Source organism: Polyangium sorediatum, from assembly GCF_029946465.1.
In the GTDB taxonomy this organism is placed as follows: domain Bacteria; phylum Myxococcota_A; class Polyangia; order Polyangiales; family Polyangiaceae; genus Polyangium; species Polyangium fumosum.
Genome location: NZ_JARZHI010000009.1, coordinates 230,740 through 243,683 on the forward strand (window position 1 = coordinate 230,740; position 12,944 = coordinate 243,683).

At 71.4% G+C, this 12,944-nt stretch carries 7 protein-coding genes; 6 read left to right on the plus strand and 1 reads right to left on the minus strand.

The genetic code is table 11. From position 1 onward, the window contains the following. Nucleotides 1-16: 16 nt before the first annotated feature. On the plus strand, nucleotides 17-1,219 hold the full coding sequence (locus QHF89_RS14075) for a hypothetical protein (protein WP_136969703.1): 1,203 nt from the start codon (nucleotides 17-19) through the stop codon (nucleotides 1,217-1,219). A gap of 1 nt (nucleotide 1,220) precedes the next feature. Here the strand turns inward: QHF89_RS14075 and QHF89_RS14080 are convergent, their stop codons facing one another. Beyond that, the gene (locus QHF89_RS14080) at nucleotides 1,221-1,802 is read right to left on the minus strand and encodes a hypothetical protein (protein WP_136933244.1); all 582 of its coding nucleotides are present in this window, start codon (nucleotides 1,800-1,802) and stop codon (nucleotides 1,221-1,223) included. A 118-nt stretch (nucleotides 1,803-1,920) separates the two neighbouring features. On the opposite strand from QHF89_RS14080, the gene QHF89_RS14085 reads away from it, so the two are divergent. Genes QHF89_RS14085 through QHF89_RS14105 form a run of 5 tightly spaced genes read left to right on the plus strand, consistent with a single transcriptional unit; the run spans nucleotide 1,921 to nucleotide 12,586 of the window. Then, complete coding sequence (locus tag QHF89_RS14085) at nucleotides 1,921-3,174, plus strand: serine/threonine protein kinase (protein ID WP_136969704.1); 1,254 nt, start codon at nucleotides 1,921-1,923, stop codon at nucleotides 3,172-3,174. After that, nucleotides 3,171-6,314, plus strand: a complete 3,144-nt coding sequence (locus QHF89_RS14090; RefSeq protein ID WP_136969705.1) for a protein kinase — start codon at nucleotides 3,171-3,173, stop codon at nucleotides 6,312-6,314. Before QHF89_RS14085 ends, QHF89_RS14090 begins: the two co-directional genes overlap by 4 nt. Next, complete coding sequence (locus QHF89_RS14095) at nucleotides 6,311-8,617, plus strand: cyclic nucleotide-binding domain-containing protein (RefSeq protein ID WP_284720460.1); 2,307 nt, start codon at nucleotides 6,311-6,313, stop codon at nucleotides 8,615-8,617. Before QHF89_RS14090 ends, QHF89_RS14095 begins: the two co-directional genes overlap by 4 nt. A gap of 17 nt (nucleotides 8,618-8,634) precedes the next feature. Then, nucleotides 8,635-10,977, plus strand: a complete 2,343-nt coding sequence (locus QHF89_RS14100) for an NAD(P)-binding domain-containing protein (protein ID WP_136969706.1) — start codon at nucleotides 8,635-8,637, stop codon at nucleotides 10,975-10,977. A gap of 58 nt (nucleotides 10,978-11,035) precedes the next feature. Continuing rightward, on the plus strand, nucleotides 11,036-12,586 hold the full coding sequence (locus QHF89_RS14105; RefSeq protein ID WP_136969707.1) for a vWA domain-containing protein: 1,551 nt from the start codon (nucleotides 11,036-11,038) through the stop codon (nucleotides 12,584-12,586). The last annotated feature ends 358 nt before the right edge of the window (nucleotides 12,587-12,944 follow it).

Below are 12,944 nucleotides of genomic sequence, written 5' to 3' on the forward strand. Positions count from 1 at the left end.
GCTTGGAGGAGAGCTCATGAAAAGCCGATCATTCTCATCGATCTTGCTCGGCCTCGCGCCCTTCGTCCTCGCTGCGTGCGGGGGAGGGGACGCGAGCCCGGGGAGCCAGGACGTCGGGCCGAGCGCGGCTTGTGTCGCGCTCGGTTGCGCGGTCGATCAAAAGATCTGCGTCGAGGACGGGGCCGGCGCGCGTTGCGAGGGGTGTCCGAGCGGCCAGCATGCTGCGTCCGCGGGGACCTGCGAAAAGCTCACCGGGACGCCGCTCGCGCATACCTTCGCCGAGTTCACCGTGGAAGCGGGCCAGGAGATCAAAGGGCTCTGCCAGAGCGTGACTCTCAACAACGCGACCGAGATCTGGGTCAACGCCGTCGAGCTTCGGCAGAACGAGTCCTCGCACCATTCCAACTGGACGTTCGTCCCTTCGGACAAGTTCGACGGCCCCGACGGCGTCTGGAAATGCGCGGAGCGGGAGTACGATCAGGTCGCGGCCGCGCTCGTGGGCGGCGTCATCTACGCGCAATCGACGCAGACCGAGCGTGAGGTGCAGAAATTCCCGGACGGCGTGGCGGTCCGCATCCCGCCGTATTCACGCATCATCGGCGACGTCCACCTGCTCAACACCTCCCAGGCGCCCGTCACGGGCACGCTCACGCTCACGCTCTACGGCGTGCCGAAGGAGGAGGTGAAGCACAAGCTCACCCCGTTCCACCTCGACTACCACGGCCTCGCCATCCCGCCGCACGCGAAATCGCGCTTCTACGGGGAATGCGCGCTGGAGGGCCCGTTCGCGGCCTCGGGCAATACGTTCGATCAGAAAGTGTATTACATCCTGCCGCACACCCACGCGATGGCGAAGCGGTTCTTCCTGGAGATCCTCGGCGGCCCGCGCGACGGCGAGACGATCCTCGAGCTCTCAGCCTACAACGGGGAAGCGCACGGCCGCGTCTACGAGAAGCCGATCGACATGACGGGCGCGGAGGGCTACCGCTTCGGCTGCGAATACGACAACCCCCGCGACGAGACCGTGAGCTGGGGGTTCGGCGACCAGGAGATGTGCGAGCTGCTCGGGTTCGCCGAGGGGAACGTGGCCTTCGAGTCCGTGATCTCGTCGGCGCAGGAGGTCGGCGCGGACGGTGATCTCCGGCTCTTCTCGGCCCCGTGCGTGACGTACGCGTTCCCGTGGGACCACGACAAACCGGGCGGCCCGCCGCCGCCCTGAGTCACTTCGCCGATTGCAACATCGTCCGGAACGCGTCGCGCGCGGCCTGCACGCTGTCGCTCGGGCCGGACATCTTGAAGAACCAGGTGCCCCGATCCGGGGTCTTCACGGCCGCGCCGACGAGCCGGAAGTTTTCCTTCACCATCTGCATCGCCGCGCGCTTCTTCGGGCCCACCGGCGGTCCGAGCGCGATCTTGTAGGTCCCCGCCACCTCGACCGTCTCGACCTTGAGCGCGCCCACGTCGAAGCTCTCCCGCTTGGCCTGCGCCCCCACATCCCCGTCGAACTGGCCGAACCACTCCTTGAACCGCTTCTCCGGGTCGCCCGCGGCGCCCGTGCCGAAGAAGAAGACCTCGATGTCGGCCTCCTCCTTGTCGTCGCCGGCCTTCGTCGTTTTGTAGGCGGCCTTCTTCGGCCCGTTCTTGGGCGGATCCTGCACCGTCCAGGCCGCGGGCGTGGCCCACGCGAGGGGGGCGACGGTCGCCGTCTGCGGCCCCGCGGACGGGGGCGGGTCGGGCTCGGCGGGGCTCTTGGAGCAGGCGGCGAGCGAGAGGACGAGGAGGGTGGCGTACCGGGAAACCATGATAGACGTCGAAGGGGGCCCCTGGCCCATGGCTACACCATCCCGGGGAGATGCGCACGTCCTGTAAGTCCTCGGGGGGGGTCATCCGTAGGTAAGTCCGGCGGATCGGAGACGCGTGATGGAGCAGCTCGGTGATTACCTCGTCCGGCGCCTGGTCGGCGAGGGGGGGATGGGCAAGGTCTACGAGGGCGAGGAGCGCCTGTCGAAGCGGCGCGTGGCCCTCAAGGTCCTGCACCCCGAGCTCGCGAGGAGTGAGACGGGCCGCAAGCTCTTCGTGAACGAGATGCAGATCCTCGCGCACCTCGAGCACCCGAACGTGGTGCGGAGCCTGGCCAGCATCGAGGCGAACGGCCAGCTCGCGATGGTGCTCGAGTTCCTCGACGGCCGCACGTTGCGCACGGCGCTCGGCGAGGAAGGGCGGCTGCCCTGGGCCGAGGCGATCCGCATCGTCGCGGCCGTGGCCTCGGCGCTCTCCGCCGCGCACGGGCAGGAGCCGCCGATCATCCACCGCGATCTCAAGCCGGAGAACATCATGATCCTGACCGACGGCACGGTGAAGGTCATGGACTTCGGCATCGCCAAGATGCTGCAGGCGATGAACCAGACGAACACGCAGAGCGTGGGCACGCTCCAGTACATGAGCCCCGAGCAGATCGACGCGCGCACCATCGATCATCGCGCCGACCTCTACGCGCTCGGGCTCGTCTTCTACGAGCTGCTCGCGGGCAAACCGCCGTTCTCGTCGGCCTCGCCGCGGCAGCTCTTGAACCTCCAGTGTACGGCCGAGCCGCCGCCGCTCGAAGCAGACGTGCGGAGCGGCTTGCCGAAGGGCGTCGAGCAGCTCGTCTTCCAGCTCCTCGAAAAAGCGCCGGAGGACCGGCCTTATTTCGCGCAGGACGTGGTCGATAGGCTCGAACCCTTCCAGGTCGCGGCGCCCGTGCCCGCGCGCACGAGCCCCGGCCGCATGAGCTCCCACGGCGCGACCACGCCGCACCAGAAATCCCCCACGCCCCGCACGATCCCCGAGGGGCCCGCGCCTTCCGACGAGGGCAAACCCGCGGCGCGATCGAGTGATCCGCGATCGGATCGGCAAGGCGACGAGGCGAAGGCCCCGCGGCGCGAGAACGCGGGCGCGGGCGCGCGCAAGGACACGATCGCGCTCGTCGATCAGGTGGATCAAGGGCGCGAGGTGCCGATGAAGGTCGCGGTCGGCATCATCGTGGGGCTCTCGCTGCTCGCGGGCCTCGGCGCGTACCTCGTGCGATCGACACAAGCCGCGGAGGATCCGGCCTCCACGGGCGCGCCCACGGCGACGGCGACGGCCACGGCCACCACGAAGAACACGGCGACGGGGAAGGTGCGGGGGCGATGATGAAACGTGCGCGCCCCGAGGCGAGCGGGATCGCGGCCGGCGCGCCGTTGCCGCCGCTCGGGCGTGCGTCGCGCTTCGCCTGCGAGGGCGGGCGCGAGCTCTTCCGCCTGCCCAGCTCGGACGAGGCTGCGGCGCGAAGGTTGCTCGGGTTTGGCGAGGCTTCCATCGGGGGCTTCACGCTCGGCGGCGTGGACGACGAGGGCGTGTGGATCGTGCGCCGGAAGCTCGGGACGAGCCTCGCGGAGCTCCTGCGCGAGCGGAAGGGGCCCTGGCCGTGGCGCGAGGCGCTCGGCATCACGCTCGCGGTCGCCGAGGGGCTCGCCGCGTGCGAGAAGGCGAGCCTCTTTCCGGGGCCGCTCTCGCTCGAAGGCGTGTACGTGGACGACGAGGGCGCCGTGGTCGTCGCGGCGCCGCGGCTCGTGGGCGCGATCCTGGGCGCGCAGGAGGGCGGATCCCGCGGCGGAACGGCGGAGATCTCGCCGCGCTGGACGCCGCCCGAGCAGGCCGCGGGGGCCGTGTGGGACAGCGCCGCGAATCGGTACGTGCTCGGGCTCTTGCTCTACCGGCTGCTCGCGGGCGAACACCCGTTTGCTGGCGCGGGCTTGCGTCACGCGCTCGACGAGGCCGCGCAACGCGAGGCGCCTCCGTTCGTGGACGCCGTGGCGCGCGCGCTCCCGACGGGCCTGCAGAGCCTTTGCTTGCGGCTCCTCGATCCGGAGCCGGCGAGGCGCCCCGATCGTGCCGTGACCGTCACGCAGGAGCTCGGGCGTTTCCTTCGTGGCGAGAGCGCCTCCGCCGCGGCTCCGCGGCCCACGCGCGACCGCAAGCCCGCGGAGACCCGCGCGCGAACGGCGGACGACCCCCCGGGGGGCCCCGCCGAACGACCGGCCCCGGCGCAACGTGTTGCCGTTGCGGGAAAACCGAGCCCCGCGAAGAGCGCCTGGATCTCCGCGGGCCTGCCGATCGGCGCGGGCCTGCTCGTCGCGGCGTTCGCGTTCTCGCGCCTCGCGCCTGCGCCTGCGGAAGCGCCCAAGCAGGAGATCGCGCCTCTCACGCCCATCACCTCCGTCGGCACCACGAGTGAGGCCTGCGCCTCGTGCCATCCGCGCCAGGCTGCGGAGTGGCGCCGCTCGGTGATGGCGCACTCGGTGAAGAGCCCGCTCTTCAATGGCCTGGAGAGCCTCATCGAGGAGCAGGTCGGCCGCGACGAGGATTGCCCGAACGGCGCCGGCATCCTCCGCCGCGTCAATGCCTCGACCGCCTGCCGCAATCGCCAGAGTGGTGTGCCCGTGACCGGCTCGGGCGGCGAGCACTGGTGCGTCAATTGCCACAGCCCCGCCGAGAAGATCGAGCGCCCCTTGCCGGCCTGGGACGGCCGCGCCGGCGGTGATCCGACGACCCGCAAGCCCGTGCGTGATCTGCTCGGCGCGCAGGGCATCGAGGGCATTTCCTGCGTCTTCTGTCACACCGTGCACGGCCCCGTCGGCGGGCGCGGCGGCGGACGCGGCGGCTACGAGGGAAACCCCACCTGGACCTCGTTCGTCACGGGCGCCGTGTTTCCGGCCAGACCCGAGGACAATCGTGGCCTGTTCGGAATCGCGAACAGCGGCTACGATCTTCGGAACGAAGAGCTTTTCCTCGAAAATTCGCGCGCGCCGCGCCCCATCGCCTCTGCCTCGACCGGATCACCCGACAACGTCGATCCCCTCGTCCACCGCCGCCCGAGCGAAAGCGCAAACGCCTACCTCCGCACGAGCGAGTTTTGCGGGAGCTGCCACGACGTGCGCCTCTTCGGCAGCGACGTCCTCGGCGTGCAAAAGGGCGAGCATTTCAAGCGCCTGCGCAATGCCTACTCTGAGTGGGCCGCCTGGGCCCGCGACGAAGAGCGGCGCGGGAAAACACCCGCGACTTGCCAGGACTGCCACATGAGCACGTACCCCGGCGTCTGCGAGGCTGATGACGATGGGGGGCTCGCGCAGCCGAGGCTGCGCTCTGCCCCCCAAACCCCCCGGCCCCCCGCGAGCGGCGAGGTCGAGCCCGAATGCCCGCCCGGCTCCCATTTCGTCGCGCGCGCGCCCGGCGTGTTCCCCACGGGGCGCTCGGCCGACAACTCGCCCAAGGCCACGAACGTCAGCACGCATTACTTCTCCGGCGTTGATCTCCCGCTCTCCGACGAGTTCCCCAATTCGCTCGTCGACGAGACCACGATCGACGCCCACGGCATCCCGCTCGGCGCGCGCCGCCGCCGCGACCTCCTCCTGCGCCACACCTTCCGCTTCGAGATCGACGGCGCCCGCCGGGGCGGCGCGGGGATCGAGGTCCCGATCGTCGTCGAGAACGTGGGCGCAGGGCACCGCGTCCCGGCCGGCTTCAGCCAGGAGCGCGAGTTCTGGGTGCACCTCGTCGTGCGGGATCGCGACGGCGGCGTCGTCTACGAGGTCGGCCGCGTGGGCCGGCCCGACGAGGATCTCCACGACAAAACCTTCATCCGCGTGAACACGAACCCCTCGTCGCTCGACGAGCGCGGCCGCCCGCTCGGCCTCTTCGGCGCCGACGTGCGCGACGGCCCCGACGTCCCGCGCTGGTCTCCTCCGCCCGAGCGCGGCGGCACCTCGTTCCGCGGCAAGGGCCTCGTCAACTTCCAGAATGGCTTCTTGCGCTGCGTCCGCTGCATCGGCGTGATCGGCCCCGACGGGCGCTGCGAGCCTGGCCCGGGGCAAGGGTTCCTCCGCGCCGATCGCTTCGACGACGGCGACTACGACATCGACACGGGCGAGTGCCGCTCGAACCTCTCGCTCGATCACGCGCTCTTCGAAACCTACTTCCCCGTCGGCGCGCTCGACGCGTCGCGGGGCCAGGTGCGCGGGCCCGACGCCATCGTCGACACACGATCGCTCCCGCCGAACGTGCCGATCCGCTTCACGTACGACCTCGACGCCGGCGCGCGCCGGGGCCCCTTCCGCGTCGAGGCGCGCCTGCTCTTCCGCGCCTTCCCGCCCTTCTTGATCCGGGCCTTCGCCGGGTACGAGCGCGAGCAAGCGCGGCGCGGCCTGCGCCCGAACGGGCCGAACGTGACCGAGGACATGCTGCGCCGGCTGGAGATCGTCGAGCTCGCGCGTGTCGACGTGGAGGTGCCGTGACCTCGGGTTCGCCCGCGACCTCGGGAGAGCGCGCGGCGTGGCCGGCGGCGGTGTGGGAGGCGCCGGTGTTTCGGGGCCTCGACGCGCGCGCGCGCCGCGAGATCGAGGACGCGGGGCGCATGCTCTCGGTGGCCGAGGGCGAGGTCGTTTATCGCGCAGGAGCGGCGGCGCCCGCGTTTTACGTGGTCGCCGAGGGAATCGTCGCGCTCTCGGCCGTGCGTCGCGGCGAGGATCACGAGAGCGAGCTGCGCGTGGCGGGCAAGGGCGCCTCGTTCGGCGAGGAGGCGACGGCGTTCGGGGCGCGCAGCGCGACGGCCACGGCGCGCGCGTCGTCGCGGCTCTGCGAGGTGCCGGCGCACGTCTTCCAGCGCGCGGCGGCGCGCAGCGGCAAGGCCGAGGTCGCCGAGCGGCTCGAGCGCATCCTGCGCCGCGCCGCCACGCGCGACTTGCTCCACACGATGGCCTTCGCCCGCGCCCTCGAACCCGAGGACGTCGACGTCCTGCTCGACGCGGCCCGTTACCAGCGCTTCGAGCGCGGGCAGCCCGTCTACCGCGAAGGGGATCCCTCGACGGACCTCTTCCTTGTCGCGGACGGGATGATCCAGATCCAGACCGACGACGGCGAGCGCCTGCGCGTCCGCGCCTACCTCGGCCGCGGCGATTTCTTCGGCGACGCGGAGATCGAAGCCGGCACGCCGCGCCTCTCCAGCGCCGTCGCGAGCGGCCCGTCGCTGCTCATCGCCGTCGACGCGCGTACGTTCCGCGGCATCACGGTGCGCCATCCGGATCTCTTCGGCGCGCTCCGGCGCATCGCGCTCGATCAGCAGGCATCCCAGCGCGCCGTGATCGGCCGCTCCGCGGAGAACGCCACGCAGCACGCCTTCCGTGATCTCTACCGGCTCAAGGTCGCGCGATCGCTGCTCGTCATCGACCTCGAGACCTGCGTGCGTTGCGGGCATTGCGCGTGGGGATGCGCGGAGATGCATGGAGAAGCGCGGATCGTGCGGCGCGGCGACAAGATGGTCGCGCGCGTCGAGGCGCGATCCGAGGCGCCGCGCAGCTTGCTCCTGCCGAACTCGTGCCAGCACTGCGCGAACCCGAGCTGCATGATCGACTGCCCCACGGGCGCGATCGGCCGCGAGCCCGACGGCGAGGTCTTCATCCGCGAGGCGCTCTGCACGGGCTGCGGCGCGTGCGCCAAGGCCTGCCCCTGGGACAACATCCAGATGGCCGTCCGCCCGGCCGCGACGCCGCGCCCCGCGGGCGGCGCCTACCCCGACGTCGCCGTGAAATGCGACCTCTGCCGCGGCTACGAGGGCCCCGCCTGCGTGCAGGTGTGTCCGACCGGCTCGATCTTCCGCATGAACCCGAGCGAGGAGCTCGCCGACGTGCGTGACCTCGTCCTCGGTGGATCCACGGCCCGCGCCGAGGTGCAAAAGCAAGGCGCGAGCGCGGCCGGCCTCGTCGCGGGCGGCGCGATCGCGGGCGCGGCCGTCGGCGTGGTCGGCATGCTCATGCACGCGCGAGGGCTCTGGCGGGCGGACGCGGGCCTCGGCGGCGCGGCGGGCCTCCTCGCGGCCGCGGGGTTCGTCCTGCTCGTCCTCTACGCCGTGCCGAAGCGCCTCGTGCGCCTGTGGATGCGCAAGCGCGCGGGCGACGAAGCGACCGAGCCGCGCACACCCGTCGCGTCCCGCGTTCGCCCGCAGCTCGCGGTTCACCTCGCGCTTGGCCTCGTCACGACGGGCCTCGTCCTCGCGCACGCGCCGATGTCCCCGATCGCCCCGTCCACGGCGGGCGGCGCGCTCCGGCTCGTCTTCCTCGCGAGCGCGCTCGTGGGCGGCTTCTCGGCGCTCGCGTACGCCTTCCTCCCGCGCCGCATGGCCCGCATCGAGCGCTCGGCCGCGCTGCCCGAGGACTTCGCCGCCGCGCGCAGGGACCTCGTCGACAGGCTGTATCGCGAGGTGAGCGGCAAGAGTGATCTCGTGAAAAAGATCTTCGACAAGATCCTCGTGCCCTTCGCGATGAGCTCCGTGGGGCCGCTCCTCCTGCTCGCGTCCGGTAGGACGCTGCGGCAGGAGGAAGAGGTCTTGCGGGCCCGGATCGAGCGGGTCCTCGAAGGGCGTGGCAAGGAGCGGCTCGCGGGGCTCGACGGGCTCGTGCGGATCGTCGTGGAGCTCCGCGCGCTGCCGGCGCAGAGGCTCCTCCTTCGGCTGCTCCGCGTGGGACTGCCGCTCCACATCCTGACGTTCGGCATGGCGATGGCGCTGCTCGTGGTGCACGTGGCGGCCGTGATGAAGCGGTGAGGGGAGGCGATCCTTCGATGGCCGATCGTGATCGCAGGGACGAACCATCCGCTGGCAAACCTCCCGCCGCGCTGCCCACGCTCTACGCGTCGCCCCTCGGGGACGCCCGGGATCGTGCCGCCGTCCCGCGCGAGCTCGCCCGCGGCCGCGCCGCCAAGCGGGCCGAAAAGACCTCCGACGTCACCCGCTTCCGCGGCGTCCTCACCGCCACGGTCGTCGCCGCCGCCGCCGCGGGCCTCTCGGCCTTCCTCGTCCCGCCCCCCGGCGGCCACGCCTCGCCCGGACCGCTCTCGCGCCCGCATGCGCGCGCCGAGAGCGTCACCTGCGCGAGCTGCCACGGCACCGCCGCGGCCGAAAAACGCCCTGACGAAGCCTGCGCCAACTGCCACGGCGCCCACGCGCCGCGCCGCCGCCCGCACGAGCGCCTCTTCAAATCCGGCGCCATGCGCTGCTCGACCTGCCATCCCATCCACCAGGCCGATCAGGGCGTCGCCTTCGTCCCCGGCGAGCCTCCGATCCGCTTCGCCCCCGGCGTCGAGCGTGTCCTCGACGACGCGCCGCCCGCGCACATCCAAGCCACGGTCCCCATCGTCACGGCCGCGAGCTGCAAGGGCTGCCACGACCCGCGCTCCCCGCGGGACCCCATCTCCCGCTGCTTCGCCCCGGGCACGGAAAAACTCGGCCCCGACAAGCCGTCCCTCTGCTTCGATGAACATTTTTACGGTGGGGGGCTCCGGTCGGACCGCGATGCGGTCCTTCCTCTGCCCCCCACGCCCCCCGCGCGCTCGGGCGGTGGGCCTCGTTCCGGCGGTGTCTGCGCCGCCCAGCACGGCGAGGACAGGCACGTCGCCTGGGATGCCGCGCGGGACGTCGCCCTCGCCGTCCCCAAGCTCGATCGCCCCGCGACGAGCGCGCTCGCGTGGCTCTGGCTCGGCACCGGCACGCTCGCGTTTGCCCTCACGCTCGGCCTCGTTCGCGGCTCGGGCGCCCTCCGCGCGCGCCGCCGCAAGGCCCAGGACAAGCCCCAGGCCGCCGAGGCGCTCCTCAAGCCCCAGACCCGCGTCCGCCTCCCGCAGATCGACACCCAGACCTGCCTCGGCTGCTACGCCTGCGTCGACGCTTGCCCCTACGACGTGCTCGAGGTCCAGAAGTACGTCGCCGTCGTCGTGCGCCCCGAGGCCTGCTGCGGCCTCACGCTCTGCGAGCAACGTTGCCCGAACGGCTCGCTCCGCATCACCGACGGCGACACCATCGGCGACCGCCCGCGCATCGACGACGCCCTCCAAAGCCAGGACACCCCCGGCCTCTTCCTCGCCGGCGACGTGACGGGCCTGCCGCTCATCAAAAACGCGATCCTCCACGGCGCCCACGCCGTCGAGAAGATCGCCGCGGGCCTCGCAGCAGAAGGCGCCTGGACGGGCGGAGGCGAGCGCCCGAAGGACCTCGTCATCGTGGGCGCGGGCCCCGCGGGCATCAGCGCGGCCCTCCGCGCGAAGGAGCTCGGCCTCTCGTTCGAGGTCATCGAGCAAGGCTCGGTCGCGCAGAGCATCCGCAGCTTCCCCCGCGGCAAGCTCGTCTTCGATCAGCCCCTCGACCTCCCCCTCACGGGCAAGCTCTGGCTGAAGGAATCCACCAAGGAAGAGCTCCTCTCCCACTGGATGCGCATCATCCGCAAGGAAGACCTCCCGATCCGGCAGGACACGCGCATGACGGCCGTCTCCCGCGAGGCCGACGGCAAGCTCTTCCGTGTCGGCACCGAGTCAACGCTTGGGGGGTCCGCTCCGCGAGCGGAGCTTCCCCCCCAAACCCCCCGCGAAGGCGGGCCGCCGCGGGACATCCTCGCCCGCCGCGTCCTCTTGGCCATCGGCCAGCGCGGCACACCCCGCCGGCTCCCCATCGAGCTCTCGCCCGAGGTCGAGGCCCGCGTGCACTACCACCTCGCCGACGCCCGAAGCTTCGAAGGCAAACGGATCCTCGTCGTCGGCCTCGGCGACGTCGCCATGGAGATCGCCGTCGCCCTCGCCCGCCAGCCCGGCACCACGGTCACCGTCCTCCACCGCGGCTCCACCTTCACGCGCGGCAAGTCGCGCAACATCGACGAGGTCAAGCGCATGCACGCCGCCGGCCGTCTGAGCCTGCGCTTCGAGACCGCGATCGCCGCCCTCGACCCGGACGCCGCGACCCTCCGCGCCCGCGGCCGCGACGAGCGCGTCCCCTACGACGCCGTCTTCGTCCTCATCGGATCCATCCCCCCCTGGGACACCCTGAAGGCCTGCGGGGTCCGGGTGGCCGCAGAAGCGCACCTTGGACCAGATCGTTCCCCCTCGATCTTCGTCCAAGGACCCACCGCTGCACCGTAAGCTCGTCCCCGCGAGCACCGTTGTTGCAGGCGCCGATGCTCGATACCCGGAGAGAGCCATGAAATCGTCCCGCGTCGCCGTCCTCGCCTTCGCAGGCATGCTGCTCACGAGCTTTTCCGTCTACTCGTTCACCCCCCCCGGCGGCCTGCCGTCCTCGCCCGAGCCCACCATCGGCGCCGAGGTGACCGAAGAAAACGCCACGACCGAGAAGGCCATCGACGCGACGAACCAGGTCGAAATCGCCCACTTCACCGCAGGCTCGACCGTGATGATCGACGGGCGCATGGGTCACCCGAAGATCCTCGAGAATGCCCGCGGCGAGACGTTCCTTATGCTCGAAGCCCGCGCGAACGCAGGCGATCGCGCGCAAGCCGCGCCCCAGGTGAACCTCTCCATCGTCATCGACCGCTCCGGCTCGATGAAAGGCACCCGCCTCCGCAACGCCATCAACGCCGCGATCGGCGCCGTCGAGCGTCTCCACGACGGCGACATGGTCTCGGTCGTCACGTTCGACACCCGCACCGAGGTCGTCGTCCCCGCCGTCGTCATCGGCCCCTCGACCCGCAGCTCGGTCGTCTCGTCGATCTCCGGCATCACGCTCGGCGGCGACACCTGCATCTCCTGCGGCATCGAGACCGCGATGGCCGAGATGAACCGCGCGAGCGACGGCCGCATCAGCCGCATGATCGTCCTCAGCGACGGCGACGCAAACCACGGCCTGAAGGACGTCCCCGGCTTCCGCAGCCTCGCGCAGCGCGCCCGCGACCGCGCCATCGGCATCTCCACGGTCGGCGTGGACGTCGATTACAACGAAAAAATCCTCTCCGCGCTCGCCGTCGAATCCAACGGCCGGCACTATTTCGTGGAAAACGACGCCGCGCTCGCCCGCGTCTTCGAAGGCGAAGCCGAGGCCCTCACGCAAGCCGTCGCGAGCGGCGCCGAGGTCGACATCGATCTCGCCCCCGGCGTGGAGCTCGATCGCGTCTTCGACCGCTCCTTCCGGCGCAGCGGCAACCGCGTCACCGTCCCGCTCGGCACCTTCAGCGGCGGCGACGTGAAGACCGTGCTCATCAAGCTGCGCGTCCCCTCGAACGCGAAGGGCGAGCTCGCCGTCGCGTCCGTCGACATGCGCTACAAGGATCTCGTCAAGAACGAGGACGGCCGCTGCAGCGGCAAGCTCGGCGTCGAGGTGGTCGAAACGGACGCGAGCGCTCTCGACGCCGTCGTCGCCGGCCGCGTGAACCGCAGCGAGACCGCCTCCGCACTCGAAGAGGCAAACCGCCTGTTCGAGCAAGGCAAGGTCGCCGAAGCCCGCCGCCGCATCGAGAGCCGCGAGCAAGCCCTGCGCGACTCCGCCGCAAAAGCCAAGACCGACGCCCCCGCCGCCCGCGCCGCCGACGTCGCCTCCGACTTCGACCGCCAGCTCGCCGTCGTGCAACAAGCACAATCCGGCTTCGCCCAAGCCCCCGTCGCCGCCGCCGCCCCAGATCCCGCAGGCCCCTTCGCCACGCCGCCCCCCGCAGCAGCCCCGATCGGCACCACCGAGTCCCGCCAGGGCCGCAAGGCCGTCCGCTCGAACCAGGAAGCCGCGACGAACATGGGCTTTTGAGGGGGCCCAGCGCCTCGCCGGGGTTTCACCCCGGACCCCGACCAGGGGCTGTCCGCCCCTGGACCCGGACCAGCCAGGGGCTGGACCCAAGCTCGATGAACTGCGCGATGCGCAGTTCATCGAACAGGCCCGGGTCAAGACCAGCGACGGCGTTGCCAACCAAGACAGCCGCGCTGCTGGTTCGGCTGGCACCCCGGCTCCTTCGTCGGCCTGTTTGAAAAACTGCGCACCGCGCAGTTTTTCAACCCTGGGTCCAGCGCCTCGCTGGTCCGGGGTCGAGCAACTGTTTTCGTTCTCGGCCTCAGCTGGCAGGGCCCTCCGACAGGGGCGTCCGCCATCGCCCTTCAGACGGTGGCGC

Coding starts and splice junctions, on each gene's coding strand:
- QHF89_RS14090 (WP_136969705.1), top strand. CDS start 3,171: ATGATGAAACGTGCGCGCCCCGAGGCGAGCGGGATCGCGGCCGGCGCG.
- QHF89_RS14105 (WP_136969707.1), top strand. CDS start 11,036: ATGAAATCGTCCCGCGTCGCCGTCCTCGCCTTCGCAGGCATGCTGCTC.
- QHF89_RS14075 (WP_136969703.1), top strand. CDS start 17: ATGAAAAGCCGATCATTCTCATCGATCTTGCTCGGCCTCGCGCCCTTC.
- QHF89_RS14100 (WP_136969706.1), top strand. CDS start 8,635: ATGGCCGATCGTGATCGCAGGGACGAACCATCCGCTGGCAAACCTCCC.
- QHF89_RS14080 (WP_136933244.1), bottom strand. CDS start 1,802: ATGGTTTCCCGGTACGCCACCCTCCTCGTCCTCTCGCTCGCCGCCTGC.
- QHF89_RS14085 (WP_136969704.1), top strand. CDS start 1,921: ATGGAGCAGCTCGGTGATTACCTCGTCCGGCGCCTGGTCGGCGAGGGG.